At 71.0% G+C, this 25,455-nt stretch carries 25 protein-coding genes, 3 tRNA genes and 1 pseudogene; 19 read left to right on the forward strand and 10 right to left on the reverse strand.

What is annotated here, in order from left to right:
- The 4 genes and pseudogenes from ACFY1J_RS43090 to ACFY1J_RS43105 all read right to left on the reverse strand — a co-directional run.
- Positions 1-230: pseudogene (locus ACFY1J_RS43090) on the reverse strand (2-oxoglutarate ferredoxin oxidoreductase subunit alpha); the annotation flags it as partial.
- A gap of 238 nt (positions 231-468) precedes the next feature.
- Entirely contained in the window at positions 469-1,128 is a 660-nt protein-coding gene (locus tag ACFY1J_RS43095; RefSeq protein ID WP_390710291.1) for a LuxR C-terminal-related transcriptional regulator, read from the reverse strand.
- A 233-nt stretch (positions 1,129-1,361) separates the two neighbouring features.
- Positions 1,362-2,711, reverse strand: coding sequence for a sensor histidine kinase (locus ACFY1J_RS43100; protein WP_390733126.1), 1,350 nt, complete (start codon positions 2,709-2,711; stop codon positions 1,362-1,364).
- A gap of 111 nt (positions 2,712-2,822) precedes the next feature.
- Positions 2,823-4,025 (reverse strand): sensor histidine kinase, encoded by a 1,203-nt coding sequence (locus ACFY1J_RS43105; RefSeq protein WP_390733127.1) that lies wholly within the window; start codon positions 4,023-4,025, stop codon positions 2,823-2,825.
- A gap of 199 nt (positions 4,026-4,224) precedes the next feature.
- Here ACFY1J_RS43105 and ACFY1J_RS43110 point away from each other — a divergent pair, with 199 nt between their 5' ends.
- The 12 genes from ACFY1J_RS43110 to ACFY1J_RS43165 all read left to right on the forward strand — a co-directional run bounded on the left by ACFY1J_RS43110 (position 4,225) and on the right by ACFY1J_RS43165 (position 15,809).
- Positions 4,225-4,629 carry an NADH-quinone oxidoreductase subunit A gene (locus tag ACFY1J_RS43110; protein ID WP_363293580.1) on the forward strand — a complete coding sequence of 135 codons (405 nt, stop codon included), beginning with the start codon at positions 4,225-4,227 and terminating at the stop codon, positions 4,627-4,629.
- Entirely contained in the window at positions 4,620-5,249 is a 630-nt protein-coding gene (locus tag ACFY1J_RS43115; RefSeq protein ID WP_390710274.1) for an NADH-quinone oxidoreductase subunit B, read from the forward strand. The genes ACFY1J_RS43110 and ACFY1J_RS43115 overlap by 10 nt, the downstream gene beginning before the upstream one ends.
- Entirely contained in the window at positions 5,246-6,718 is a 1,473-nt protein-coding gene (locus tag ACFY1J_RS43120) for an NADH-quinone oxidoreductase subunit C (RefSeq protein ID WP_390733128.1), read from the forward strand. The genes ACFY1J_RS43115 and ACFY1J_RS43120 overlap by 4 nt, the downstream gene beginning before the upstream one ends.
- Positions 6,715-7,683 carry an NADH-quinone oxidoreductase subunit H gene (locus ACFY1J_RS43125; RefSeq protein WP_390710272.1) on the forward strand — a complete coding sequence of 323 codons (969 nt, stop codon included), beginning with the start codon at positions 6,715-6,717 and terminating at the stop codon, positions 7,681-7,683. Before ACFY1J_RS43120 ends, ACFY1J_RS43125 begins: the two co-directional genes overlap by 4 nt.
- On the forward strand, positions 7,683-8,234 hold the full coding sequence (locus ACFY1J_RS43130) for a NuoI/complex I 23 kDa subunit family protein (protein WP_390710271.1): 552 nt from the start codon (positions 7,683-7,685) through the stop codon (positions 8,232-8,234). Before ACFY1J_RS43125 ends, ACFY1J_RS43130 begins: the two co-directional genes overlap by 1 nt.
- Positions 8,231-8,842, forward strand: coding sequence for an NADH-quinone oxidoreductase subunit J (locus ACFY1J_RS43135; protein WP_390733129.1), 612 nt, complete (start codon positions 8,231-8,233; stop codon positions 8,840-8,842). The genes ACFY1J_RS43130 and ACFY1J_RS43135 overlap by 4 nt, the downstream gene beginning before the upstream one ends.
- Entirely contained in the window at positions 8,842-9,222 is a 381-nt protein-coding gene (gene nuoK / locus ACFY1J_RS43140) for an NADH-quinone oxidoreductase subunit NuoK (protein WP_390710269.1), read from the forward strand. Before ACFY1J_RS43135 ends, nuoK begins: the two co-directional genes overlap by 1 nt.
- Positions 9,219-11,213 (forward strand): NADH-quinone oxidoreductase subunit L, encoded by a 1,995-nt coding sequence (locus tag ACFY1J_RS43145; protein WP_390733130.1) that lies wholly within the window; start codon positions 9,219-9,221, stop codon positions 11,211-11,213. The genes nuoK and ACFY1J_RS43145 overlap by 4 nt, the downstream gene beginning before the upstream one ends.
- Positions 11,214-11,219: 6 nt before the next feature.
- Positions 11,220-12,794 carry an NADH-quinone oxidoreductase subunit M gene (locus ACFY1J_RS43150; RefSeq protein ID WP_390733131.1) on the forward strand — a complete coding sequence of 525 codons (1,575 nt, stop codon included), beginning with the start codon at positions 11,220-11,222 and terminating at the stop codon, positions 12,792-12,794.
- A complete protein-coding gene (locus ACFY1J_RS43155) occupies positions 12,791-14,314 on the forward strand; it encodes an NADH-quinone oxidoreductase subunit N (RefSeq protein ID WP_390710266.1) in 1,524 nt (507 codons plus the stop codon). Before ACFY1J_RS43150 ends, ACFY1J_RS43155 begins: the two co-directional genes overlap by 4 nt.
- Positions 14,315-14,556: 242 nt before the next feature.
- Positions 14,557-15,420: a zinc metalloprotease HtpX gene (gene htpX, locus ACFY1J_RS43160; protein ID WP_390733132.1), complete on the forward strand. Its 864-nt coding sequence runs from the start codon at positions 14,557-14,559 to the stop codon at positions 15,418-15,420.
- Complete coding sequence (locus ACFY1J_RS43165; protein ID WP_390710264.1) at positions 15,417-15,809, forward strand: YccF domain-containing protein; 393 nt, start codon at positions 15,417-15,419, stop codon at positions 15,807-15,809. The genes htpX and ACFY1J_RS43165 overlap by 4 nt, the downstream gene beginning before the upstream one ends.
- Before the next feature lie 93 nt (positions 15,810-15,902).
- Here the strand turns inward: ACFY1J_RS43165 and ACFY1J_RS43170 are convergent, their stop codons facing one another.
- Positions 15,903-17,153, reverse strand: coding sequence for an APC family permease (locus ACFY1J_RS43170; protein ID WP_390733133.1), 1,251 nt, complete (start codon positions 17,151-17,153; stop codon positions 15,903-15,905).
- 205 nt (positions 17,154-17,358) lie between these two features.
- Between ACFY1J_RS43170 and ACFY1J_RS43175 the strand changes: the two genes are divergently transcribed.
- A complete protein-coding gene (locus ACFY1J_RS43175; protein WP_363293592.1) occupies positions 17,359-17,625 on the forward strand; it encodes a GlsB/YeaQ/YmgE family stress response membrane protein in 267 nt (88 codons plus the stop codon).
- Positions 17,626-17,706: 81 nt separating this feature from the next.
- On the opposite strand, the gene ACFY1J_RS43180 is transcribed toward ACFY1J_RS43175, so the two are convergent.
- Positions 17,707-18,195, reverse strand: a complete 489-nt coding sequence (locus tag ACFY1J_RS43180) for a YajQ family cyclic di-GMP-binding protein (protein WP_263211521.1) — start codon at positions 18,193-18,195, stop codon at positions 17,707-17,709.
- Positions 18,196-18,420: 225 nt separating this feature from the next.
- Here ACFY1J_RS43180 and ACFY1J_RS43185 point away from each other — a divergent pair.
- Positions 18,421-18,502 (forward strand) — tRNA-Tyr (locus ACFY1J_RS43185).
- Between the two features lie 172 nt (positions 18,503-18,674).
- Here the strand turns inward: ACFY1J_RS43185 and ACFY1J_RS43190 are convergent.
- The 4 genes from ACFY1J_RS43190 to ACFY1J_RS43205 all read right to left on the reverse strand — a co-directional run bounded on the left by ACFY1J_RS43190 (position 18,675) and on the right by ACFY1J_RS43205 (position 23,563).
- A complete protein-coding gene (locus ACFY1J_RS43190) occupies positions 18,675-19,073 on the reverse strand; it encodes a DUF6234 family protein (RefSeq protein WP_390733134.1) in 399 nt (132 codons plus the stop codon).
- Between the two features lie 139 nt (positions 19,074-19,212).
- Positions 19,213-21,285 carry a hypothetical protein gene (locus tag ACFY1J_RS43195; protein WP_390733135.1) on the reverse strand — a complete coding sequence of 691 codons (2,073 nt, stop codon included), beginning with the start codon at positions 21,283-21,285 and terminating at the stop codon, positions 19,213-19,215.
- A 229-nt stretch (positions 21,286-21,514) separates the two neighbouring features.
- Positions 21,515-22,171, reverse strand: coding sequence for an NAD(P)H-binding protein (locus ACFY1J_RS43200; RefSeq protein ID WP_363293624.1), 657 nt, complete (start codon positions 22,169-22,171; stop codon positions 21,515-21,517).
- Between the two features lie 123 nt (positions 22,172-22,294).
- Positions 22,295-23,563, reverse strand: coding sequence for an amidohydrolase family protein (locus ACFY1J_RS43205; RefSeq protein ID WP_390733136.1), 1,269 nt, complete (start codon positions 23,561-23,563; stop codon positions 22,295-22,297).
- 258 nt (positions 23,564-23,821) lie between these two features.
- On the opposite strand from ACFY1J_RS43205, the gene ACFY1J_RS43210 reads away from it, so the two are divergent.
- The 5 genes from ACFY1J_RS43210 (at position 23,822) to ACFY1J_RS43230 (ending at position 25,301) form a co-directional block, all read left to right on the forward strand.
- Positions 23,822-23,894 (forward strand) — tRNA-Thr (locus ACFY1J_RS43210).
- Between the two features lie 46 nt (positions 23,895-23,940).
- Positions 23,941-24,013, forward strand: a tRNA-Met gene (locus tag ACFY1J_RS43215).
- Positions 24,014-24,101: 88 nt separating this feature from the next.
- Positions 24,102-24,266 carry a 50S ribosomal protein L33 gene (gene rpmG / locus ACFY1J_RS43220; RefSeq protein WP_003948671.1) on the forward strand — a complete coding sequence of 55 codons (165 nt, stop codon included), beginning with the start codon at positions 24,102-24,104 and terminating at the stop codon, positions 24,264-24,266.
- A 136-nt stretch (positions 24,267-24,402) separates the two neighbouring features.
- On the forward strand, positions 24,403-24,867 hold the full coding sequence (locus ACFY1J_RS43225; RefSeq protein ID WP_390710259.1) for a MaoC family dehydratase N-terminal domain-containing protein: 465 nt from the start codon (positions 24,403-24,405) through the stop codon (positions 24,865-24,867).
- A 5-nt stretch (positions 24,868-24,872) separates the two neighbouring features.
- The gene (locus tag ACFY1J_RS43230; protein WP_390710258.1) at positions 24,873-25,301 is read left to right on the forward strand and encodes a MaoC family dehydratase; all 429 of its coding nucleotides are present in this window, start codon (positions 24,873-24,875) and stop codon (positions 25,299-25,301) included.
- The last annotated feature ends 154 nt before the right edge of the window (positions 25,302-25,455 follow it).

Consider the following 25,455-nt stretch of genomic DNA (forward strand, 5'->3'; position numbering starts at 1 on the left):
GCACGGATCTCCGCGGGAAAGTTGGGCAGAGTCGAGAGGTCATTGCCGAAGGACGCCGTCTCGGACGTGAACCGGTCACCGGTGAGCTGCATACCGTCACCCGAGTCCCCCGCGAACCGGATGATCACCCGATCGAGGCGTCGTACATCCTTCACGCCACTCGGTTTCCGCTGCTCTCCTACGACGGCTCCGTCGGCCTGTTCCGCTGTCCTGCTGACCTGGCTGGTCACTGAACTGGACCTCCTTCGAGGCGGCTGTCCGGGCTTGGTCGTCCCATGGACCTTCCCAGGATCAACCCTACGTCGGTTAGGGTCGCCTTCCCTCGGCCGTTCGCATGATGGACGGCACATTGAGACGACTCGTCGCCCTGACTTGTCATGATTTCTCGCCCCCCGGGGCTTTCTATGGAGACGCTCCCGTGTGTTGGTCGGTTCTCGTGCGGGTGTGCGCTGACACAGTGTCAGGTCCTCATGAGTTCAGATAGGTGAGAACGGCCAGAACACGCCGGTGGTCCCCGTCGCTGGGCGACAGCCCCAGCTTCAGGAAGATGTTGCTGACGTGCTTCTCCACGGCTCCGTCGCTGACCACCAGCTGCTTGGCGATCGCCGAGTTCGTCCGTCCCTCGGCCATCAGCCCCAGCACCTCCCGCTCCCGCGGGGTGAGCCCGGCGAGCACGTCCTGCTTGCGGCTGCGCCCGAGCAGCTGCGCGACGACCTCGGGGTCCAGGGCCGTACCGCCCTGCGCGACCCGGACGACCGCGTCCACGAACTCCCGCACCTCTGCGACCCGGTCCTTGAGCAGATAGCCGACGCCACGGCTGGAACCGGCCAGCAGTTCGGTGGCGTAGCGCTCCTCCACGTACTGTGACAGCACCAGCACACCCAGTCCGGGATGCGCCTTGCGCAGCCGCACCGCGGCCCGTACCCCCTCGTCGGTGTGCGTCGGCGGCATCCGTACGTCCGCGACGACGACATCCGGCAGCGCGCCCTGCGCGTGCAGGTCGGCGATGGTCTTGACCAGCGCCTCGGCGTCCCCGACACCGGCGACGACATCGTGCCCCCGGTCGGTCAGCAACCGGGTCAGGCCCTCCCTGAGCAGCACTGAGTCCTCGGCGATGACCACCCGCACCCTGTCCTCCACGATCTTCCGGCCCCCACAACCCGTCTTCGTTCCGCGCTCCCCTGACGAAAGTCCAGCATTCCAGCATTCGGACCTCATCGCGCCCGGGCTGCGGGATTGGGCGCGGGGCATGTCGGGTTCCGCTCCCCGGACGGCTTGTTGTGGGGTGGTCCGGGCGTGCCACGGCAGCCGGGGGAGGGGCACGGTGGGGCCCGGCGGTGGGGCCCGCCGAGCCGAAGCCGTCAGCGGCGCCAGGGCAGCTCCGCCGTGATCCGGGTGGGACCGCCGGCCGGGGAGTCCACGACCAGGATTCCGTCCACGGCGTCCAGCCGCTCGGCCAGCCCCGCCAGCCCCGAGCCCGCGAAGACGTCGGCGCCGCCCACCCCGTCGTCCGCGACCTGCAGCATCAGCCGGTCCTCGGACCGCCACACGTCGACCGTGGCCCGGCGGGCCCGGGAGTGCTTGCTGATGTTCTGCAGCAGCTCGGAGACGGTGAAGTAGGCGATCCCCTCGATGGCCGGCGCCGGCCGCTCCTCAAGGTCCACGTCGACCTGCACCGGCACCGTGCACCGCGAGGCGACCGCGGACAGTGCCGCGTCCAGCCCCCGGTCCGTCAGCACCGCCGGATGGATCCCGCGGGCCAGGTCGCGCAGCTCCTGGAGCGCCGTCTTCACCTCGCCGTGGGCCTCCTCGACCATCCGCGCCGCCGCCTTCGGGTCCTCCGTCAGCTTCTCCTTCGCCAGCCCCAGATCCATGGCCAGCGCCACCAGCCGCGCCTGTGCCCCGTCGTGCAGGTCCCGCTCGATGCGCCGCAGGTCGGCGGCCGCCGTGTCCACCACGACCCCCCGGTCGGACTCCAGCTCCACCACCCGCGTCGCCAGCTGCGACGGTCCGAGCAGCCCCTGCACCATCAGCCGGTCCACCAGCGTCAGCGCCCGCACGATCCACGGCGTGGCCAGCGTGAAGAGCAGGCCCACCAACGCGGTGACGGTGATCTCGAAGGGATTGTCGAGATAGATGCTGTGGGTCCCGTCGCCGTACAGCTGAAGGCCGCCCTGTCCGCCGTACATCGGGAACAGCCAGAACCACAGCGGGTACGTCAGCAGCGCCCAGCCGTACGCCCAGAAGTTCACCGCGACGACGAACGAGAACACCGCCCACGGGAAGTGCAGCAGCGCGTACAGCAGGTGCCGCCACGACGTGCCGCTCTTCAGGACCGCGCCCATCCAGGCCGGCGCGCCGGGCTTGCGCATCCGCAGCGGCTCGGGGTCGGCCACCTGGAGGCGGAGCAGCCCGCGGGCCCGCGCCCGCTCCAGCGCCCCGAAGCTGCGGCAGCCGGCCAGCGCCGCCGCCAGCACCGGGATCCCGAGGAACGTCACCAGCAGGCCCGCCCCGAGCGACACCATCGTCACGGCGAACACGAAGAACACGGTGCTGATCGGGAAGCTGAGCAGGACGTAGCCGAACTCCCGCCAGCTGCGTGCCTCGAACGGAGCCCGCAGGGCGGCGGGCAGGTGCCGCTCCCTCTCGTCCGCGTCCCGGAATCCGGGCCCGCTGTGGTGCCCGTACCCCTGTCCGTACTCCGTGGCCATCGGCGTCGTCCGTTCTCCTCGTCCGGCGGCTGTGTTGCCGTACCCCCACCCTGCTGCGCCGCAGGTCCGCGGACCATGGAGGCCGTCGGCGTCTTGTCCGGGGGGTTTTCCCTACTCCCCGTGGGGGGCCTGGCTCCGGTCCCGCCAGGGCAGCTCGGCGGTGACCGTGGTCGGGCCGCCGGGCGGCGAATCGACGACGAAGAGGCCGTCGACGGCGCCCAGCCGGTCCGCGAGACCGCGCATCCCGCTGCCGCCGTCCAGGCGCGCGCCCCCGCGGCCGTCGTCCCACACCTGGATCAGCAGCCGGTCCTCCGCCCGCCACACGTCGACCGAGGCGGACCGCGCCCCGCTGTGCTTGCTGACGTTCTGCAGCAGCTCGGAGACGGTGAAGTAGGCGATGCCCTCGATCGCGGCGGCCGGTCTCGACTCCAGGTCGGCGGTCACCTTCACGGGCACGGTGCAGCGGGAGGCGACCGAGGACAGGGCCGCGTCCAGGCCACGGTCGGTCAGTACGGCGGGGTGGATGCCACGGGCCAGGTCGCGCAGCTCCTGGAGCGCCAGCTTCACCTCGCCGTGCGCCTCCGCGACCATCGCCGCGGCCGAATCGGGGTCCTCCAGGAGCTTCTCCTTGGCCAGGCCCAGCCCCATGGCCAGGTTGACCAGGCGGGCCTGCGCCCCGTCGTGCAGATCGCGCTCGATGCGCCGCAGGTCGGCGGCCGCGGTGTCGACCACGACCCCGCGATCGGACTCCAGTTCGGCGATACGGCGTTCCAGCTCGTCGGAGGGCGAGAGCAGCCCGCGCACCATCACCCGGTCCACGTTCGACAGCCCCCGCACGATGTACGGCAGCACCGGCCACAGCACGAACAGCCCGGTCAGCACCGTGACGAAGGTGACGATGCCCCACGGCAGCCTGATGAGGTCGTACAGCAGCGTCCGCCAGCCCACCGGGTCCTTCAGCGCCAGCCACAGCCGCGGCAGCAGCCCGCCGCCCTTGCCGAGCGGCAGCGGACTCGGCTCCTCCACCCGCACCCCGAGCAGCCCGCGGGCCCGCGCCCGCTCCAGCTTCCCCAGGTGCCGTGCGCCCAGCAGCGCGCCCGCGAGCAGCGGGAAGCCGACCACGGTGACCGTCAGCATGCCGCTCACGAACAGCGCGGTGACCGCGTAGGTGAACCCGAGCAACGTCATCGGCAGGTTCACCAGGAGATGCGCGATCTCCTTCCAGGTGTGCCGGTCATAGGCGAAACGGACCGGTGGCAGCTGTTCGTCGCCGTCGGCCCGCGCGACGCCGGCGGAGGGGGTGGGAGCGGTCATACCGGTTAGCGTGCCGTGCGTCGCGCGATGGCGCCATGAAGTTCGCCGCAGGGGTCTCCTGGGGAAAACCCCACCCTGGCGTCTCACGCCGTGACAGGCTGCTTACGGTCCCTTTATCAGGGCCTAGACTCCCGTGCGTACAGATCGTTCGAATCAAGAGTTCACCGAAGTCACCAGGTCAGGGAGCGAGGGACGGACGTTGCGGGAGACGTTGGGGGGCTCGACCACCGTCGCGGCGGGGTACTTCCAGTCCTATTCGGTCGTGGGACTGCTTGCTCTTGTGGGCGTGCTCTTCGTCGGAGTCGCCTTCGGCGCGGGACGCCTGCTGCGGCCGGTGGTCCCCACACCAGAGAAACTTCTGACATACGAGTGCGGCGTGGATCCTGTAGGTGAGGGCTGGGCACACACCCAGGTCCGCTACTACGTGTACGCCTTTCTGTACGTGATCTTCGCGGTCGACTCGATCTTCCTGTTCCCCTGGGCGACGATCTTCGCCGCCCCCGGCTACGGCGCGACCACGCTCGTGGAGATGTTCATCTTCCTCGGCTTCCTTGCCGTGGGTCTGTTGTACGCATACAAGAAGGGAGTCCTGGCATGGACGTGACGAACACGACGCCGGATGCGACTCCTTCGCTCTCCGAGCCGGTGCTGCTTCCTGAACCGAAGCGGCTGGGCGCGCTCGCCCGCCTGGCTCCCGAGCCCATGAAGGTGGTCCTGAACTGGGGCCGCCGCTACTCGCTCTGGGTCTTCAACTTCGGCCTCGCCTGCTGCGCGATCGAGTTCATCGCCGCGTCGATGGCCCGCCACGACTTCATCCGCCTGGGCGTGATCCCCTTCGCGCCGGGCCCGCGCCAGGCCGACCTGATGGTCGTCTCCGGCACGGTCACGGACAAGATGGCCCCCGCGGTGAAGCGCCTGTACGAGCAGATGCCCGAACCGAAGTACGTGATCTCCTTCGGCGCCTGCTCCAACTGCGGCGGCCCCTACTGGGACTCCTACTCCGTCACCAAGGGCGTCGACCAGATCATCCCGGTGGACGTCTACGTCCCCGGCTGCCCCCCGCGCCCCGAGGCGCTGCTCCAGGGGATCCTCAAGCTGCAGGAGAAGATCGCCAGGGAGTCCCTGGAGGAGCGGTACGGCGCCACTGGTGCCTCGCGCCCTTCGGCGGCCGCGCTGCAGAGCCCCTTGGTGAAGGCGCCCGTTGCGGAGGGGGACGCGAGATGACCACCGTCGGCTGGCTGCCCGCCCCCGTCGAAGACCTCTTCGGCGCGGAGGCCACGGCCGAGGAGTCGTACGAGGTCCTGACGGTGGACGTCCCGCCGTCGTCCTGGCTCACCGCCCTGGAGACGGCCCGTACGACCCTGTCCTGCACCTACTTCGACTGGCTGAGCGCGGTCGACGAACCGGGCGCGGGCTTCCGCGTCTCGGCGCACGTCGTCGCCCTGTTCCCGGTCCGCCGTCTGCTGCTGCGCACGACGGTCCCGCACGAGACCCCGGTCCTCGCCTCCGCCGTCGGCGTCTACGCGGGCGCGCGCTGGCACGAACGCGAGACGCACGAGATGTTCGGCGTCGACTTCGAGGGCCACCCCGGCCTGGACCACCTCCTCCTCCCGGAGACCTTCGAGGGCCACCCCCTCCGCAAGGACTTCGTCCTCGCGTCACGCGTCGCCAAGGCCTGGCCCGGCGCGAAGGAACCGGGCGAGTCCGACCACGGCGGCCCCAAGCGCCGCCAGATGCTGCCGCCGGGCGTCCCCGACCCCAACGAGTGGGGCCCCCTGAAGGGCCAGCTCCCTCCTGCTCCGGCCCGCCCCGCCCGCGCCACCGCGGGCGAGCGCCCCGCCCGCGCGGCGGGGGAGCGGCCGGTACGACGTGCCCGCACGGCGGCACAGGGCTCGGCCAGCCAGACCCCGACACCGGAGACGCCGGCCGCCGAGACCGCCGCGGCGAGCCCGGCTCCGCCCGCCGAGACCGCCACCCCGACCGGTCCCGCACGCCGGGCACGCAGCGCGAGCGAGGGTTCCGCGTCCCAGGGGGTCCAGGAGCCGACTTCGGCACAGCAGCAGCCTTCGCCGACTGCCCCGACTGCCCCGACTGCCCCGACTGCCCCGACTGCCCCGACTGCCCCGACTGCCCCGACTGCCCCGACTGCGCCGACCGAGCCGACCGAGCCGACCGAGCCGACCGGTCCGACCGAGCAGCCGGAGCCGACGGGGGCGCCGGAGTCTGCGGCTGCCGCGGGGCCGCGCCGGGCGCGGAGCGCGTCGGGAGGCTCGGCCTCGCAGCGCGCGGCGTCGGCAGAACCATCGGCACCGGGCGCCCCCACCCGGCCGTCCGCACGTCCCACCGCCGCCCGCAGCTCGGACGCGCCCTGGCACCACGCCCGCCCGGCTTTCGACGAGGCGGCGCCGGAGCCGAAGGCGGAAACCGAGCCCAAGGCGGAAACCGAGCCCAAGACGGAGACGGAACCCGAGGCGGAGACGGAACCCACGGCGACGACGGAGCGTGAGCCGGAGGCTACGCCCACGTCCACGCCCACGATCCCGTCACCGGAGCCCCCCGAGGCTCCCGCGCAAGAAGAGTCGGCCTCTCCGGTCCCCGAGCCGGAAGAGGCTACCCCCGGTGAGCAGGCCCCCGCGGTCGGCCCCGCCCCTGAAGAGCAGAACCGTGACGATCGCACCGGAGGCCCGCAGTGAACGACGTGCTCGACGTCACCCTGCGACTTCTGGCCGTCTTCGTCGTCTTCCTCACCTTCCCGCTGATCGTCGGCCAGACCGAGCACAAGGTGATGGCCCACATGCAGGGCCGCCTCGGCCCGATGTACGCCGGCGGCTTCCACGGCTGGGCCCAGCTCATCGCCGACGGCGTGAAGTTCGCGCAGAAGGAGGACGTCGTCCCGGCCGGCGCGGACCGCCGTATCTTCCAACTCGCCCCGGCCGTGGCGCTCCTGCCGTACCTGCTCGTCCTGCTCGCCATCCCGATCGGCCCCGGCGAGGGCGCGGTCGGCCAGGTCCTCGACGCGGGCGTGTTCTTCGTGCTCGCGGTGATGGGCGTCGGCGTCCTCGGCTCGCTGATGGCCGGCTGGGCCAGCGCCAACAAGTTCTCCCTCCTCGGCGGCCTGCGCACCGCCGCCCAGCTCCTCGCCTACGAACTCCCGATGCTCCTCGCCGCCGCCTCGGTGGCGATGGCGGCCGGCACGGTCTCCCTCCCCGGCATCGTCAGCGCCTTCCACTGGTGGTGGCTGCCCTGGCAGATCACCGGCGCGATGGTGTTCTTCGTGGCCGGCCTCGCGGAGCTGCAGCGGCCGCCGTTCGACATGCCAGTCGCCGACTCGGAGATCATCTTCGGCGCGTACACCGAGTACACCGGTCTCCGCTTCGCCCTGTTCCTCCTCGCCGAGTACGCGGGCATCATCGTCCTGTGCGGCCTGACCACCGTCCTCTTCCTGGGCGGCTGGCACGGCCCCTGGGGCGCCGAAGGCCTCGGCTGGCTGTGGACCCTGCTGAAGACCGCGATCCTCGCCTTCGTCGTCATCTGGCTCCGCGTCACCTACCCCCGCCTGCGCGAGGACCAGCTCCAGAAGCTCTCCTGGACCCTCCTCGTCCCCCTCTCCCTCGCCCAGATCGCCCTCACCGGCATCGTCAAGGTGGTGATCTCCTGATGTCCCCCTTCCCAGGCTCCGGCCTCGCCAAGGGCCTGGCCGTCACCCTGCGCACGATGACCAAGAAGACGGTCACCGAGCAGTACCCGGACGTCCAGCCCGAACTGCCGCCCCGCACCCGCGGCGTCATCGGCCTGTTCGAGGAGAACTGCACGGTCTGCATGCTGTGCGCCCGCGAGTGCCCCGACTGGTGCATCTACATCGACTCCCACAAGGAGACGGTCCCGGCGGTGGCCCCCGGTGGCCGCGAGCGCAGCCGCAACGTCCTCGACCGCTTCGCCATCGACTTCTCCCTGTGCATGTACTGCGGTATCTGCATCGAGGTCTGTCCTTTCGACGCCCTGTTCTGGTCCCCCGAGTTCGAGTACGCCGAGACCGATATCCGCGAACTCACCCACGAGCGCGACAAACTCCGCGAGTGGATGTGGACCGTCCCGGCCCCGCCCGCCCTCGACCCCGCCGCGGAGGAACCGAAGGAACTCTCCGCCGCCCGCAAGAGCGCGGAGAAGCTCGCGGCCGCGCAGGCCGAGCCTCAGGAGGGGGACGCGTGAGCCTCGCCGCCGCACCCCACGGCTTCCTCTCCCCGAACGGTGTCGAGATCGCCTTCCTCCTCGTCGGCCTGACCACCTTCGGCGCCGCCCTGGTCACCGTCACCACCCGGCAGCTGGTGCACGCCGCCCTGTGGCTCGTCGTCGCCCTCGGCGGCCTGGCCGTCGAGTACCTCCTGCTCACCGCCGAGTTCATCGCCTGGGTGCAGGTCCTCATCTACGTCGGTTCCATCGTCGTCCTCCTCCTGTTCGGTCTGATGCTCACCAAGGCCCCCATCGGCCGCTCCCCGGATGCCGACTCCGGCAACCGCTGGGCCGCCCTCACCGTGGCCGGCGCCGCCGCGGCCGCCCTGGTCTGGGTGGTCGTCGACGCCTTCCGCACGACCTGGATCGACCTGGGCGGCGCCGCCGCCGGCTCGACCAAGGTCACCGGCCAGAGCCTCTTCCAGAACTGGGTCCTCCCCTTCGAAGCGCTCTCCGTCCTCCTCCTCGCCGCCCTGGTCGGCGCGATCGTCCTGTCCCGCAAGGCGAAGGCGGACGCGGCCAGCCCGGCCGGCGGACAGGTCCCCGGCAGCCGCAGCGGCCAGGCAGACAAGGAAGGTGTCCGCTGATGCACCTCGCCTATCCCGCCGTGCTCTCCGCCCTCCTCTTCTGCACCGGCCTGTACGGCGTCCTCGCCCGCCGCAACGCGATCCTGGTCCTGATGTCCGTCGAGCTGATGCTCAACGCCGTCAACCTCAACCTGGTCGCCTTCGACGTGTGGCTCAGCAAGGCCGCCCAGGAGACCCTGCACTCAGGCCAGGCCCTGACCCTGTTCACCATCGCCATCGCCGCCGCCGAGATCGGCATCGGCCTGGCGATCGTCCTCGCCGTCTACCGCAACCGCGGCACCTCCGACATCGACCGCCTCCGCGACACCGCCGAGGGCCCCGAGGCCGACGGCCCCGACAGCGACGCCCTCGCGGCCGAGAAGGCAGAGGCCACCGCGTGACCACGACCACCCTCGCCGTCCTCGTCCCCCTCCTGCCGTTCCTGGGCGCCGTCGCCGGCCTGCTGCTGGGCCGCACGGCCCCCGGATTCGTCCGCCCGCTCGCCGTCCTGCCGACCTTCGCCGCACTGGTGCTGGCCGTGCTGGTCGCCGTGCGCCAGGGCGGCGACGCGGCCGTCACCGCCCACACCGAGCTCACGCCGACCGGCTCCATCCCGATCGAACTGGCCCTGTACATCGACGGCTTCGCCGCCCTCGTCGCCATCCTCGTCGGCGTCGTCGCCACCTGTGTGCAGATCTACTCGACCGGCTACCTGCGGGACGACCCTCGCTACCCCTCCTACGCCGCCCTCGTCTCCCTGTTCACCTCCGCGATGTTCCTGGTCGTCTACTCCGGCGACCTGATCGTGCTGCTGGTCGGCTGGGAAGTCATGGGCATCTGCTCCTACTTCCTGGTCGGCCACTACTGGGAGACCCCGGAGGCCCGGGCCGCCTCCATCAAGGCCTTCCTGGTCACCAAGCTCGGTGACGTCCCCTTCCTGATCGGCCTGTTCGCGCTGGCCACCGACGCCGGTTCGTTCCAGATCACCAAGGTGCTCGGGACCGTCGCGAGCGGCGGGCTCGACCACCCGACCCTGATCGCCCTGCTGCTCCTGTCGGGCGTCGCGGGCAAGTCGGCGCAGTTCCCGCTGCACACCTGGCTCCCCGACGCGATGGCCGGTCCGACCCCCGTCTCCGCGCTGATCCACGCCGCGACGATGGTCGCCGCCGGTGTCTACTTCGTCGCCCGTCTCCTCCCGGTCTTCCAGGCCTCCGCGGCCGCGATGGTCGTACTCGCCGTCATGGCCGCCGTCACCATGGCCGGCTCGGGCCTGGCCGCACTCGCCCAGGACGACATCAAACGGGTCCTGGCCTACTCGACCATCGGCCAACTCGGCTACATGACCGGCGCCCTGGCCGTCGGCGACCGCGGTGCCGCCGTCTTCCACCTCCTGTCCCACGGCGCCTTCAAGGCGCTGCTGTTCCTCGCGGCCGGCGTGATCATCCACGCCGCCGGCACCAACTCGCTGGCCGCCATGCACCGCATGGGCCATCTGCGCGACCGCGTCCCCGACGCCTTCTGGACGATGACCGTGGCGCTCCTCGCGCTCGCCGCCATCCCGCCGTTCAGCGGCTTCTTCTCCAAGGAGTCCGTCCTCGGCGCCGCCGAGCACGTCGCCACCGGCCACACCGAGCACGCTCCCGGCAGCGCCGGCTGGATCGTCCTCGTCGCCGGTCTGATCACGGCCCTGCTCACCGCCGCCTACGCGACCCGCCTGTGGCTGCTCGCCTTCCGCGGACGGGGGGCCGAGGCCCCGGACCACGGGAAGCAGCCCCTGGCGATGACCCTCGTGCTGTGGGTCCTCGCCGTCCCGTCGATCGCCATGGGCGGGCTCGCCTACCGCGTGCTGCCCGACTGGTTCGACGGCCGCGAACTGAACCCGACCCCGGTCACCACGATCCTCGGCACGGGCCTCGCCCTGGTCGGCGTCCTCGTCACCTACGGCGCCTGGCAGCGGACCGGCGCACTCGCTGCCCGAGTCCCCTTGGGCGCCGTCGCCGCCCATCCCGAGGGCGACGCCGGGCTCGTCGAGGCGGAGGCCATCGCCAGCCACAAGCCCGCCTACGGCGACGTGGCCTACGCACCCGACCCGGCGGATCCCGGACGGCTGCTGCTCGGCCCGCTGTACCGGCACGCGGCCGTCGGCTTCCACCTGGACGCCGTGTACGCGGCGCTGTTCGTCCGCCCGGTCAGCGCCGGAGCGAGTCTCGTCCAGTTCCTCGACCGCGAGGTCGTCGAGACCTACGTACGCGGCGCGGCCGAACTACCCCGCCTGCTCGGGGCCGCCGTACGGCGCGCCCAGACCGGCAATGTGCAGACCTATGTGAGCGCGCTGCTCGCCGGCACCGTCGTCCTGGCGGTCGCCGTCCTCCTCGTCGCCACGGGAGCGTGAGCAGGCGTGATCGATATCAACGAGTCCGTGATGCAGTTCCTTCTGGCATTCGTCGTCGTCGGCCCGCTCCTCGGCGCTGTCGCCGCTCTCCTGCCCGCCCCGCCCGGGCTGAAGGGGAAGTCGCCCGAGCAGGCCGTGCTCCGGCACGGAGTGACCGTCACCGGCGCGATCCTCGTCGCCGCGATCGCCCTCGCGCTCGGCTTCGACCACGACCAGCCGTCGAAGATGCAGGCCACGACCGACATCAGCTGGATCCCCGCACTCGACGTGCGGATCCACCTCGGCATCGACGGCATTTCCCTCCCCCTTCTGGTCCTGACCGCGCTGCTGACCTTCCTGTGCGCGCTGTACTCCTACTTCAAGATGCCTGCGGGGCCGACCCCGAAGGCCTTCGTCGCCCTGCTGCTCGTCCTCGAGTCCGGCACGCTCGCGACCTTCGCCGTCCTCGATCTGCTGCTGTTCTTCCTCGCGTTCGAGATGGTGCTCATCCCGATGTACTTCCTCATCGCCCGCTGGGGCGGCGAGGGCCGCACCCGGGCCGCCTGGAAGTTCATCCTCTTCACGCTGCTCGGGTCCGTCGTCATGCTGCTCGGCCTGCTCCTGATCGGGATCAAGGCGGGCACATTCGACATGGTGGCACTCGCCACTGACAACGGCCGGTCGCTGACCACATCCGTGCAGGTCATCGCCGTTTTGACGATCGGGATCGGGCTCGCGGTCAAGACGCCCATGTGGCCGCTGCACAGCTGGCTGCCGGACGCCCACACCGCCGCCCCGACCGTCGGCTCGGTCCTGCTGGCCGGCGTGCTGCTGAAGATGGGCACGTACGGGTTCGTCCGCATCCTGCTGCCGATCGCGCCGGACGGTTTCCGCACCTTCGCGCCGTATCTCGCCGCCTTCGCCGTCGTCGGGATCATCTACGGGTCCCTGGCCTGCCTGGCCCTCGCCAAGCAGGGCGCGAAGGGCGATCTCAAGCGGCTCATCGCCTACTCCTCCGTCGGCCACATGGGCTTCGTCCTGCTCGGCATCGCGACCATGACCCCGACCGGCGTGAACGGCGCGCTGTTCGCCAACATCGCGCACGGCCTCATCACCGGCCTCCTCTTCTTCGTGGTCGGTGCGCTCAAGGACCGCACGGGCACGACCGACCTCGACGCCCTGGCCGAGGAGACGGGCGCCGCGCTGTACGGCAAGGCCCCGCGCCTGGGCGGTCTGCTGGCCTTCGCCGCGGTCGCCTCGCTCGGCCTGCCGGGCCTGGCCGGATTCTGGGGCGAGATGCTGGCCATGTTCGGCGCGTTCAACCCCGCGGCCGACCTCAGCCGGCCCGCGTTCCTCACGTTCATGTCCATCGCCGTGTTCGGCACGCTGCTGACCGCCGCGTACATGCTGATCGTGGTCCGCCGCGTCTGCATGGGCGCCGTACCGCAGGACATGCCGAGGCTCGCCGACGTACACACGTACGAGTTCGCGGCCTGGACCCCGCTCGTCGCCCTCACCGTCGTCGCCGGACTGTGGCCGAAGGTCCTCCTCGGCCTGACCGATCCGGCCGTGCAGCAGCTCCTCGCAGGAGGCACCCGATGAGCGCCCTGGCCCAGCCGCTGGCAGCGTCGGCGGTCCAGTCCGTCGACTGGCTCGCGATCGCCCCGCCCACCGCCGCGGCGGTCGTCGGACTCGCCGTCCTCGTCGCCGACCTGTTCGTACCCGACGCCAGGAAGGCCGTCCTCGGCTGGGTCTCCGTCGCGGGACTCGCCGTCTCGGCGCTCCTGCTGCTGCCCCTTCTGGACGGCGACCGCAGCACGTTCTGCCTCACCGGCGACCCGCGCGCGTGCAGCTACACGGCCGACCGGTTCACCCTCGTCATCCAGTTCCTCGTCCTCGGCGGCGCCCTCCTCGCCGCGCTGCTGTCGGTCACCGCGCTGAAGGACGCCCGCAGGAACATCCCCGAAGGGGAGTTCTGGTTCCTGTTGCTGTCCTCGGCGGCGGGCGCCGCCCTGCTGCCCGCCTCCCGCGACCTCGCCACGCTCATCGTGGCCCTGGAAGTCGCCTCCCTGCCCGCGTTCGCCCTCGTCGGCATCCGGCACGGCGACCGCAAGTCCTCCGAAGCGGCCCTGAAGTTCTTCCTGTCCTCGGTCACCGCCACCGCGGTCAGCCTGATGGGCATCAGCTTCGTGTACGCCTCCACGGGCACCCTCTACCTGACCCGGATCGCCGACCGCATCCAGCACGTCGACGGGCAGCTCCACACGCTCGCCCAGACCGGGGTCGTCCTCACCCTCGTCGGCTTCGCCTTCAAGACGGCCGCCGTCCCCTTCCACTTCTGGGTGCCCGACACCTATGTGGGGGCCCCGCTCCCCGTCGCCGCCTATCTGTCGGTCGTCGGCAAGGCGGTCGGCTTCTCCGGCCTGATCCTCGTCACCGTCGTCGCCCTCCCGTCGTACGGCGACGTGTGGGGACCGGCACTCGCCCTGCTCGCCGCCCTCACCATGACCGTCGGCAACGTCGGCGCCCTGCGCCAGCAGGCCACGCGCGCGTACAGCGCCGTACGGCTGCTCGCCTGGTCCTCCGTCGGCCAGGCCGGCTACCTCCTGGTACCGATCGCCGCCGCCGCGTACGTCAAGGACGGCCAGAAGGCGATCGGCTCCACCGTCGCCTACGCCCTCATGTACGGCGCGGTGAACCTCGGCGCCTTCGCGGTGGCCGCCCTGGTGGGCCGTACGAAGCACCTGAACCGCGTCTCGGACTACCGCGGCCTCTACGCGTCGAACCCCCTCGCCGCGCTGACCCTGGCCTTCTTCCTGCTGTGCCTCGCCGGACTGCCGCCCGGCATCATCGGCCTGTTCGCCAAGGTCACCGTCTTCTCGGCGGCCGTCGACGCGGGCCTGGGCTGGCTGGCCGTCGTCATGGCCGTCAACGTGGTGATCGCGCTCTTCTACTACCTCCAGTGGACGGCCCTGCTGTTCCGCGCCCCCGAGGGCGAGCCCGCGAGGCACCGCGTCCCCGCCCCGCTCACGGCTGCGATCACCGTCACCGCCGTCCTCGGTGTCGTCCTGTCCGGAGCCCCCCAACTGGTGCTGCGCTTCGCGGCCACCGGCCTGTTCTGAGCCCTCCTCACGCGCGCGTGGGCAGGCCCCGCGCCCCACGCGCGCGTGCCGGCCACGGCCGCCGTCACCCGGACGGCCCATGCACGGCAACGCACGCACAAGGGAACTAGTGGCCGCCGCCTGGCGTTGACCAGTGCGGGAGGGTCCACTGGACGTGACACCACGGCACCAGTGGCTTCGGACACCAGCAAGCAGCTCAGCAAACAAAGGGTTCCCCTGCTGCACCACTTGGAGGGCGTACCGTGCACCGCCGGCACAACGGGCTCAGGACGGCAGTACTCCTCGGGGGACTGTCCGCACTCATCATCGTCATCGGCAGCTTCTTCGGCCGCACTGGCCTGATCGTCGCCGTCCTGGTCGCGCTCGGCACCAACGCGTACGCGTACTGGAACAGCGACAAGCTGGCACTGCGTGCGATGCGCGCCCGCCCGGTGAGCGAGTTCGAGGCCCCGGCGCTGTACCGCATCGTCCGCGACCTCTCCAACCAGGCCCGGCAGCCCATGCCCCGCCTGTACATCTCCCCGACGGAGGCGCCGAACGCCTTCGCGACGGGCCGCAACCCGCGCAACGCCGCCGTGTGCTGCACCGAGGGCATCCTGCGCATCCTGGACGAGCGCGAGCTGCGCGGCGTCATCGGCCACGAGCTCAGCCATGTCTACAACCGCGACATCCTCATCTCGTCCGTCGCGGGCGCCCTCGCCTCGGTGATCATGTTCCTGGTCAACTTCGCCTGGCTCATCCCGATCGGCCGCTCGGACGACGACGACGGCCCCGGCCTGCTCGGCCTGCTGCTGATCATGATCCTGGGCCCGCTCGCGGCCTCCCTCATCCAGCTGGCCATCAGCCGCTCCAGGGAGTACGAGGCGGACGCCTCGGGCGCCCAGCTCACCGGCGAGCCGCTCGCCCTCGCCGGCGCGCTGCGCAAGCTGGACGCCGGCACCAAGCAGCTTCCGCTGCCCCCCGAGCCCCGGATCGAGACCGCGAGCCACATGATGATCGCGAACCCCTTCCGTCCGGGCCAGGGACTGACCAAGATGTTCTCGACGCACCCGCCGATGGCGGACCGGATCGCTCGGCTAGAGAAGATGGCAGGTCGCAACCAGTGAAGACCATCCTGAACGTCATTTGGCTCGTCCTGAGCGGGTTCTGGCTGTTCCTGGGGTATCTGCTCGCGGGCGTACTTCTGTGCATCACGATCATCGGCATCCCGTTCGGCATCGCGGCCTTCCGCATCGGCGTCTACGCCCTGTGGCCCTTCGGATACACGACGGTCGAGCGCCGTGACGCCGGAGCCGGCTCCTGCATCGGCAACGTCCTGTGGCTGATCCTCGCCGGCTGGTGGCTGGCCATCGCCCACATCGTCACGGGCGTGCTGCTGTGCATCACGATCATCGGGATCCCGTTCGGCATCGCCAACTTCAAGCTGATCCCCGTATCGCTGCTCCCGCTGGGCCGCGAGATCGTGCCGACGGACCAGCCGTTCGCGACGCGCTGACCGCGCGGGGACCGGGGTCCTGAGGGGCGGGTCGGGAAGCCGCCTTCGCGCCCCTCCTGCCCTTCCTGTCGGGCTATCGGGGTCTATCGGGGGCTATCGGGCTCGGGCCGCCACCCACCGCCGTACGCCGAAGGCCCCCGCCCCCACGGCCAGTACGGCCGCCCCGGCCACCACCGAGGCGGCCGGCAGCGCGAACGCCAGGGTCACGCACCCCAGCAGGCCCAGAGCCGGCAGCGCGCGCGACAGGAGAGCCGGGCTCAGCGTCCAGGCAGCGGCGTTGGCCACCGCGTAGTAGGCCAGCACGCCGAACGACGAGAAGCCGATGGCGCCCCGGACGTCCACGGTCGCGGCCAGCACGGCGACGACCGCGCCCACGGCCAACTCGGCCCGGTACGGCACCTGGAAACGCGGATGCACCGCGGCGAGGGCCGCGGGCAGATGACGGTCGCGGGCCATGGCAAGCGTCGTCCGGGACACGCCCAGGATCAGCGCGAGCAGCGACCCCAGTGCGGCCACCGCGGCTCCCACCCGCACCACGGGCACCAGCCCCGAGGCCCCGGCCGCCCGCACCGCGTCGGCCAGCGGCGCGCTCGCGTGCCCGAGACCGTCGGCGCCCAGCACAAAGAGGACGGCGACGGCCACGCACGCGTACACCGCGAGCGTGATGCCCAGCGCCAGCGGGATCGCGCGGGGAATGGTGTGTGCCGGATCCCGTACCTCCTCGCCGAGGGTGGCGATCCGCGCGTACCCGGCGAACGCGAAGAACAGCAGCCCCGCGGCCTGAAGGACCCCGCCCACGCCCGTCGAGACCCCGACGTCCAGCCGCCCTGCGTCGGACTGCCCGGAGGCGAGGCACACCACCACGACGGCGGCGAGGACCGCCAGCACCACCGCCACGATCACCCGGGTCAGCCAGGCGGACTTCTGGATGCCGCCGTAGTTCACCGCGGTCAGCGCCACCACCGCCGCGACGGCCACCGCATGCGCCTGCCCCGGCCAGACGTACGCGCCCACGGTGAGCGCCATGGCGGCGCAGGAGGCCGTCTTCCCGACGACGAAGGCCCAGCCCGCGAGGTATCCCCAGAAGTCCCCGAGCCGCTCCCGCCCGTACACGTACGTGCCGCCCGACGCCGGATACCGGGCGGCCAGCCGCGCCGAGGACATGGCGTTGCAGTAGGCCACCACGGCCGCGAGGGCCAGCCCCACGAGCAGCCCCGATCCGGCCGCGCGGGCCGCGGGCCCGAGGGCGGAGAAGACGCCCGCCCCGATCATCGAGCCGAGCCCGACGACCACGGCGTCACGCACCCCCAGGGTGCGTCGCAGAGAGGATGCGGAGCCGGCCATGCGCCGCACCCTACTGACCGCTGCAACCGCCCGGTGTACCGGCGGCGTCCTCGCCATCGACAAGGCACGAACACGCGCGCGACGGACACCCCGGACCACCGCACGCTACGGGCCGCGCGGCACGGACTGCGCGGCACAGCCGGCCCGAACGCAGATCACAGGGCCGGGACAGTGCGGACACAGCGCGAGAGGGCAGGTTCACGGTATGAGCATCATCGGTTGGATCATCCTGGGACTGTTGGCCGGAGCCATCGCGAAATTCCTGCTGCCGGGCCGTGATCCCGGCGGCTTCATCGGCACGACGCTCATCGGCGTCGCGGGCGCGTTCATCGGGGGCTGGATTTCGGCCCGCTGGCTGGACCACCCGATCACCAAGAACTTCTACGACGGTGCCACCTGGGCCGCCGCGATCGGCGGCTCGCTGGTCCTGCTGATCCTCTACCGCATCCTGTTCGGCAACTCGCGCGACTGAGCGCGCCTCTGGGACCGCAGCCGGCAGCGAGAAGGGTGGGCACCGCCTGGTGCCCACCCTTCCTCGTGCTCGCCGCCGGGACTACCGGTAGTTCACGAACTGCAGTGCGAAGTCGAAGTCCTGGCCCTTCAGGAGCGCGATCACGGCCTGCAGGTCGTCGCGGCTCTTGGAGCTGACCCGCAGTTCCTCGCCCTGGACCTGGGCCTTCACACCCTTGGGGCCCTCGTCACGGATGATCTTCGCCACCTTCTTCGCGTTCTCCTGGGAGATGCCCTCCTGGATCGACGCGAAGATCTTGTACTCCTTGCCGGAGAGCTGGGGCTCGCCCGCGTCCAGCGCCTTCAGCGAGATACCCCGCTTGATCAGCTTGGACTGGAAGACGTCGAGGATCGCCTTGACCCGCTCCTCGGAGTTCGCCTGCATCAGGATCTTCTCGCCGGACCAGGCGATCGAGGCGCCCACACCCTTGAAGTCGTAGCGCTGCGAGACCTCCTTGGCGGCCTGGTTGAGGGCGTTGTCGACCTCCTGCCGCTCGACCTTCGAGACGATGTCGAAACTGGAGTCGGCCATGTCCTGTGGCTCCTTGTATCCGGGTGCGTATCGGGTGCGTGTCGGCGTGCGTGGGGGTGGCCGCCGACCCCGGCACAGGGCCGGTCCGCATCCGCACCAGCCTAGCCATCCCGCGCCCCGAGAGTGCCGATCAATCGAGTGGCGAAGCACCCCTGTGCATCGGGTATTGTTTACGTCGTTGCCAGGGAGCACCGCCGAATAGCGGTGCGACGGGCAGCAAACCCCGGCGGTGTGCCCGAGCGGCCAAAGGGAGCAGACTGTAAATCTGCCGGCTCAGCCTTCCCAGGTTCGAATCCTGGCGCCGCCACACTGGGGATGACCCCCTCCACTCTGCGGAAACGCGGAGTGGAGGGGGTCTCTTCGTGTTCGGGGGCGATCTTTCGAGTGGAATCGAAACAGGGTGACTTGTCTCACGCTGTTCCGGGCGGATCCGGGGCCGGCAACAGGCGACAACGTGGCCCTATCCGCGCCCGGTTGCCTCAGCAGTTCGCGCTGTAGCGGATACAACCGGGCGACGGGGAATGGCTGTTGTCCCACTCATGCCGCGCCGCCGCCAGCACTCCGCCTGCCAGGAGGGCCACCAGCAGGTGTGCGATCACAGTCCAGCGGGCACGGAAGATTCCCGCGAGAACTGCCAGGACTAGTACGGCGATCAGCAGCGTCCGTACCCGCTCGATGTGCGCGAGGTCGGCCGCGTCGATCCGTGCTTGGTCGCCTTGCGCTGCCCATACCTCCAGGCCGACGCCGTATATCCAGTCCAGCACGAGCCACGCGGTCTCCAACAGGAACAGTGGGATCGCGAGGGCGAGGTCCACGCCCAGGCGTGTTCTGCGCGACCAGGGGCGCCGGCGTTCCGGCGCTGAGACGGTGTCGGTCATGGGTGCAGGGTGCCGCGGCCGGTGGGGACGCGCATGAGCACCCGTACTCAACTCTGGTCCGGTGACGTACCGCCCGAGTGGTGGCCCGCGCGGTACTCCTCCAGGCGGTACTGCTGCTACGGCGTACTCGCCCCCGGGCTCAGCCCTTGAGGGGCTCGCTGTCCAGTGGTGACCCGGCCTCCCGCTGGCTCGGGATCGCGGCGAGTGCTCGTACCGCCATGCCCGCCCGTTCCTCGGCCTTCGCGCTCAGTGTGCGGGCCGCCTCGTTGAAGCGGACGACGGACGGCGGGTCGGAGGGGCCGAGCAGGTGCAGTTTGAGCTCGGTGCGGGCCTCGGCGTAGGTGTCCTGCGCGGGGTGGCGTACGGACTCCAGCAGGGCCGGTATGCCGGAGGCGTCCGGAGTGAGGACGGCGCCTGCCCGGACCGTGGGGAACGTGTCGCGGAAGTCCTGCTCGGCAAGGCCGCTGGTGTTGGCGACGGCGTAGGGCTTCTCGCTCTCCAGATAGTCGGATATGACGCTGGAGACATCGCTGACCAGCACGTCGGCGACATTGAAGCAGGCATAGACGGTCGGCCGTGCCTCGGTGATGATCCGGTGCTCCCACGCCGGGAACGAGGCCCAGTACGCGGCCTCCCAGGCGGCGGTCGCGGCGGCCACGGCCGCGGCCCGGCCGGGCTCCGGCACGGACTGGAGCAGCATCCGCTCCGCGTCGTCCGCGCTCTCCCGGAACGCGGACGTGGTCAGACGGTCGAGTTCGGCCGTCCGGCGGGTCAGTTCCTCCGCCGCGGCGGGCGCGGGCCGCTCCGTGGGGTGTTCCGCGGTACGTACGACGTTCGCGGCGCGGATCAACTCCTGGATCCGGGTGTTCGCGGCCGCCGCCCGGGGTTCGACCGAGCCGGTCAGCGGGTGCGGCTTGTACAGGAGCCGGACCCCCGGATCGGCCAGGAGGGCGCGGACGATGTTCTCGCCTGCCTCGATCACCGAGGTGTTGCCCGGGTTGCCGTCCCAGCCCTCCCACGTGGGCGCGTAGAGAACCGTGGTGTACGGGCCCGTGGGCGCACCGGCGTACGGCGCGATCGCGTCCAGCTGCGGGCGTCCGATCTCCACCACGTCCCGGTCGTCGACACCCACGTTCGCCAGGGCGTACCGCTCGCGCGCCGCGGGACCGGCCACCCACACCTCGTCGTACGCCTTGGCGTACGGATTGCAACTGGACAGCTTGTCGCTCTCGCCGTGGTTGACGAACGCGTGCTTGATGGTGGGGATCCGCAGCACCTGCGAGGTCTTCCCCGAGTTCGACGGATGGATCAGCATCTTCAGTGTCGAGTGCTCCAGCCGCATCAGGTCGGCGACCTTCGGCAGACACACGATCGGGATGTCGGTGGAGGAGATCTTCCGCACCATGAAGCGCTCACGCAGCACGATCAGCGGGCGGCCCTCCAGCCGGGCCAGCGGTTCCAGCCACATGTTCGCCTGGTAGGCCGAGCTCGTGCCGCCGGAGAAGTACATGCCCACCGTCGGCCGGTACTCCGCGAGCCAGGCCTCGAACCACTCCAGCGCCTGTTCGCTCGTCACCGGCCCGCGTCCCGGGCGCAGTCGCAGCAGCAGCATGCCGACGGCGACCGCCGCGAGGGCGGCGGACACGGCGATTCCCGCGGCGGCCCACCGGGGCGAGCCGCCCGCCGCGTCGGTCAGCAGGCCGGCCGTCGAGGGCAGGCTGAACATGAGGAGCCGCTGGCCGGAGCGCTGGATCAGCAGCGCCGGGGGAGCGGGGCTCAGCCGCAGCGGCGAGGCGTCGATGTTCCGGGTCACCACGGGCAGGGTGCGGGTGCGGCGTACGAGGATCGCCACCGCCTGGCACGCGAAGTGCAGGGCGTAGAAGATCAGCAGACCGCAGACGAGAGCCAGGTACTTCTTCTCGTAGTCCTGATCCTCGATGACGATCAGGCCGGCCACCATCAGCAGGTCCCGGACGACCTGGCGCACGAACACGGTCGCGTGCAGCTTGCCGAGGGCGGCGGCGAGGTTCCGCTGCCAGCGGTGCAGTGCGAAGTCCGCCGCCAGCCCGACGGCGGTGGCGCCGGCGAGCAGGGGGACGCTGGGGAGGAAGGCGCCCGCTGCCTGTACGGCGTACGACAGGGCGAGCACCGTGGGCAGGAGGAGGCGTGCCGCTGCGGTGCGCAACCGAGCGGGCAAGGGAGATGCTGACACTTCGCGGGCTCCAGGCAACTCAACATCCCCGAGCACGGACTCGCTGACCGGCGCGATGAGGTGGCCGCGGGCCGGAAGCCGATGCGTATGGATGTTCTCTCAAGAGGGTGGTGGGACTTTACCTGTTGGCTGGCTGGAATTTACCTGCGAGGTGGCTGGAGGTTACCTGTGCCGCCGCAGCCTTGACTTTTGCAGGGGGTGAGCTGCGTCACAGGCCGGGCGTAGGGCCTCAGTTCCCGGCCACCGACTTCACCGCCACCGACACCGGGGTCGACCCGCCGATCAGCTCCAGGACCAGACCGGCCGTCGCCGAGGTGTCGACCAGTTCCGCCAGTACGGCGGCCACGTCGTCACGCGGGATCATGCCGCGGCCGGTGTGCGCCTCCAGGCGTACGAGACCCGTGCCGGCGTCGTTCGTCAGGGAACCGGGGCGCAGGATCGTCCAGTCCAGGGCGTCCAGTCGGCTCACATACGCGTCGGCCTCGCCTTTGGCCCGCAGATACGCGTCGAAGACGTCGTCGCCCTGGTGCGCGGGATCGGCGCCCAGCGAGGAGACGACCACGAAACGGCGTACGCGCGCGCGGACGGCCGCGTCCGCGAACAGCGTCGCCGCGCCCTTGTCCACGGTCTCCTTCCGGGCCACACCGCTGCCCGGGCCGGCGCCCGCCGCGAACACCGCCGCGTCCGCGCCCTGCAGATGCGCCGCGACCTCCTCCACCGAGACCGACTCCAGGTCCAGCAGGACCGGTTCGGCGCCCGCCTCCCGGAGGTCATTGCCCTGCTCTGCCTTGCGGATGATCCCCGCGACCTCGTCCCCGCGCGCGGAGAGCAGCCGCTCCAGCCGCAGCGCGATCTGACCATGACCACCAGCGATGACAATGCGCATGGTTCCGACCGTACGCCCGCGGCGCCTCATCCGCCGGATCCGACCGACCGCGGTGCGGCGGCCGGGGCCGTGCGGAGGCCGGGGCCGTGCGGCCGCACCAGGGCCGGCTCCGCGGCCCCGGGCTTACGAGACCTGCCCCCGCCCCTGCCGCGGCAGCCCCAGTTCCGCCGCCACCGCCGAGTTGCAGTACTCCCGTACCGCGCTGGTGCGGGCGACCACGCGTCCGCGGTGCACCACGATCCGGCTGTACGCCAGGGACAGGGCGCCCGCCAGATGGTGGCCCCGCACGGCGAGGAGTTCGGCGGGGAAGCCGGCCTCCACGCGGACCTCGGGGAGGCCGAGGACCGTGCGGGCCGAGGTGCTCACCGCGTCGTAGGCGTCCTCGGGACGCAGGCCGTAGCGGGAGGACAGGAGGTAGGCCGCCTCCAGGGGGTCGCCCCGGCCGACGGGGTTGGAGACGTCCCGCAGGGCCCCGCTGCCGGCGGCGACCCGGACCCCGGCGGTCCGCAGGAGTCGTACCGGAGCCGTACCCCGCCGGTCGACGCCCCCGCAGCCGCCCTGGGGCAGGCACACCACCGTGACCCCGGCGGCCGCGAGCTGGTCCGCGACGCGGGAGGACGCCTCGGCGGGCAGCCGGGCCAGACCGGCGCAGGGGCCGAGGGTCACGCCGGGGCGCAGACCGCCCGCCATCGCCGCGAGCCGGGCCAGACGCGCGGGGTCGGCGGCGTCCGTGTGCAGGTCGACGGGGCAGCCGTGCTCGGAGGCCAGCTCCAGGACCGTCTCGACGTAGCCCGTGGGGTCCGGGTCCAGGTCCGGGCAGCCGCCCACCACGGCGGCGCCCATCTTCAGCGCGTCCCGCAGCATCGCGAGCCCCTCGGCCCCGGCCACCCCGGTCAGCAGCCGCGGCATCGCCACCGCCGTCAGCTCCGCGAGCCCGCGCAGCGAACGCCGTGCCTGCAGTACGGCGGCCAGAGCGCCCAGCCCCTGCACATTGCCCACGCGCACATGGGCCCGCAGCGCCGTTGCCCCGTGGCCCAGTTGCAGCAGCGCGGCTTCCGTGCATCGGCGTTGGACGTCCTCCGGGTCGTACGAGACCGGTCCGCAGGTGTCGGCCGACAGCGCGGTGTCGGCGTGGGCGTGCGGTTCCGCCGGGGCGGGCAGGAGCAGATAGCCGGTGAGGTCCACGCGGGTGCCCGCGGCGCGGACCGGGCCCGGTGCCAGGCTGCCGGCCGTCCCGACCGCCTCGATACGCCCGCCGCCCAGCCGCACGTCCACGGTCCGGCCGTCGGTGAGTCGCGCCCCGCACAGCAGCAGGGCGGCCCCGTCGGACCGTCCCGGGGAACCCGACGAGTTCGGCGACGAATGGGGCGGCTGCGGCTGGCTGTCGGGCATCGCGCTCCAAGGGCTCGGGGGTCCAGGGGGCCACGGGGGCCAAAGGCTCGGGGACCGTGCTCGGGGACGCAAGATCACGCAGAGTGAGTCGAGCCTAGGGTGACGAGCCGCACAGGTCCGGGAGGAGCGCAATAGTCGTACCGGCGTGGTCCGGAGGTGCCCACGGGGCTGCCGGGGAGCCGGTGCAAGAGGTCAGGGAGGGGTGCTCGAAACGGATTTGGGTGAACGGCTGCCGAGCGTGTAATGTCTTCATCGCTCGCCCCAATAGCTCAGTCGGCAGAGCGTCTCCATGGTAAGGAGAAGGTCTACGGTTCGATTCCGTATTGGGGCTCTGGTGTGAGAGGTTCCCGCCGCAAGGCGGGATCTGATCACATCAAAGCGGTGTAGCTCAGTCGGTAGAGCAAGCGGCTCATAATCGCTGTGTCACCGGTTCAAGTCCGGTCACCGCTACTGACAGTAGCCGATTGTGGGGTCGGTCCTTCGATCGGCTACTCTTTCTTGCGTTGAATAACCCATCCGTTCGTCAAGGAGCACTCACGTGGCTGCCACCGACGTCCGCCCGAAGATCACGCTGGCCTGCGTGGAGTGCAAGGAGCGGAACTACATCACCAAGAAGAACCGGCGTAACAACCCGGACCGTCTTGAGATGAAGAAGCACTGCCCGCGTTGCAATGCGCACACCGCGCACCGCGAGACGCGATAAATCAGGCTCGTACACGAGGCCGCCCCCGCAGTTCGGGGGGCGGCCTCGTGTCGTTCCAGCCCCGGTTACCGGTCGGTTCGGCCGGTCACGGCAGCCGAGCAGGTCAACCACAGCAGACATCAGGAGGTGCCGGGCCATGGCGCTCGACCAGTCCTTCGTGGGGCGGACCTACCCGCCCACCGAGCCCTACGAGGTGGGCCGGGAGAAGATCCGCGAGTTCGCCGAGGCGGTCGGGGACACCAACCCCGCCTACACGGATGCGGAGGCCGCCAAGGCGCTCGGCCACCCCGATGTGATCGCTCCGCCGACCTTCGTGTTCTCCATCACCTTCAAGGCGGCGGGACAGGTTGTCGAGGACCCGCAGCTCGGTCTCGACTACGACCGAGTGGTGCACGGGGACCAGAAGTTCGTCTACAGCCGCCCGGTGCGGGCCGGCGACCGGCTCTCGGTCACCTCGACCATCGAGGCGATCAAGTCCCTTGCCGGGAACGACATCCTGGACATCCGTGGCGAGGTCCACGACGAGGCGGGCGAGCACGTGGTGACCGCCTGGACCAAGCTGGTCGCGCGCGCGGCGGACGCCGAGGGCGGGGAGGGCTGAGACCGATGACGGCGAAGATCGCATACGACGAGGTCGAGGTCGGCACCGAGCTGCCGGCGCAGAGCTTTCCGGTGACCCGCGCCATGCTGGTGCGGTACGCGGGGGCCTCCGGGGACTTCAACCCCATCCACTGGAACGAGAAGTTCGCCAAGGAGGTGGGTCTGCCTGACGTCATCGCACACGGCATGTTCACCATGGCCGAGGCGATCCGTGTGGTGACCGACTGGGCCGGCGACCCGGGCTCGGTCGTCGAGTACGGCGTCCGCTTCACCAAGCCGGTCGTCGTCCCCAACGACGACAAGGGCGCCGTGATCGAGGTCACCGCCAAGGTCGCGGCGAAGCTTGACGACAACACGGTCCGGGTGGACCTGACGGCAATGAGCGACGCCAAGAAGGTACTGGGCATGTCCCGGGCCGTGGTCCGCCTGGCCTGAACACCGCGCGTACGAAACAAGGGGCGCCCTCTGTGACGGGGCGCCCCTTACACGTGGGCTTCGTGCGCGCGCATGGCGACTGGTGGTGGTGGCTGTGGCGGCTGCCATCTGCCCGCGATCCTCGGGCGGTTGTCTTCGGCCGCGTGCGCACGAG

This window comes from Streptomyces sp. NPDC001406 (assembly GCF_042895285.1).
Taxonomy (GTDB): Bacteria; Actinomycetota; Actinomycetes; order Streptomycetales; family Streptomycetaceae; genus Streptomyces.

Coding starts and splice junctions, on each gene's coding strand:
- ACFY1J_RS43105 (WP_390733127.1), bottom strand. CDS start 4,025: ATGACCGCTCCCACCCCCTCCGCCGGCGTCGCGCGGGCCGACGGCGAC.
- ACFY1J_RS43175 (WP_363293592.1), top strand. CDS start 17,359: ATGAGCATCATCGGTTGGATCATCCTGGGACTGTTGGCCGGAGCCATC.
- ACFY1J_RS43130 (WP_390710271.1), top strand. CDS start 7,683: ATGTCCCCCTTCCCAGGCTCCGGCCTCGCCAAGGGCCTGGCCGTCACC.
- nuoK (WP_390710269.1), top strand. CDS start 8,842: ATGCACCTCGCCTATCCCGCCGTGCTCTCCGCCCTCCTCTTCTGCACC.
- ACFY1J_RS43180 (WP_263211521.1), bottom strand. CDS start 18,195: ATGGCCGACTCCAGTTTCGACATCGTCTCGAAGGTCGAGCGGCAGGAG.
- ACFY1J_RS43205 (WP_390733136.1), bottom strand. CDS start 23,563: ATGCCCGACAGCCAGCCGCAGCCGCCCCATTCGTCGCCGAACTCGTCG.
- ACFY1J_RS43200 (WP_363293624.1), bottom strand. CDS start 22,171: ATGCGCATTGTCATCGCTGGTGGTCATGGTCAGATCGCGCTGCGGCTG.
- ACFY1J_RS43190 (WP_390733134.1), bottom strand. CDS start 19,073: ATGACCGACACCGTCTCAGCGCCGGAACGCCGGCGCCCCTGGTCGCGC.
- ACFY1J_RS43100 (WP_390733126.1), bottom strand. CDS start 2,711: ATGGCCACGGAGTACGGACAGGGGTACGGGCACCACAGCGGGCCCGGA.
- ACFY1J_RS43170 (WP_390733133.1), bottom strand. CDS start 17,153: ATGGCCGGCTCCGCATCCTCTCTGCGACGCACCCTGGGGGTGCGTGAC.
- ACFY1J_RS43115 (WP_390710274.1), top strand. CDS start 4,620: ATGGACGTGACGAACACGACGCCGGATGCGACTCCTTCGCTCTCCGAG.
- ACFY1J_RS43225 (WP_390710259.1), top strand. CDS start 24,403: ATGGCGCTCGACCAGTCCTTCGTGGGGCGGACCTACCCGCCCACCGAG.
- ACFY1J_RS43120 (WP_390733128.1), top strand. CDS start 5,246: ATGACCACCGTCGGCTGGCTGCCCGCCCCCGTCGAAGACCTCTTCGGC.
- ACFY1J_RS43155 (WP_390710266.1), top strand. CDS start 12,791: ATGAGCGCCCTGGCCCAGCCGCTGGCAGCGTCGGCGGTCCAGTCCGTC.
- ACFY1J_RS43230 (WP_390710258.1), top strand. CDS start 24,873: ATGACGGCGAAGATCGCATACGACGAGGTCGAGGTCGGCACCGAGCTG.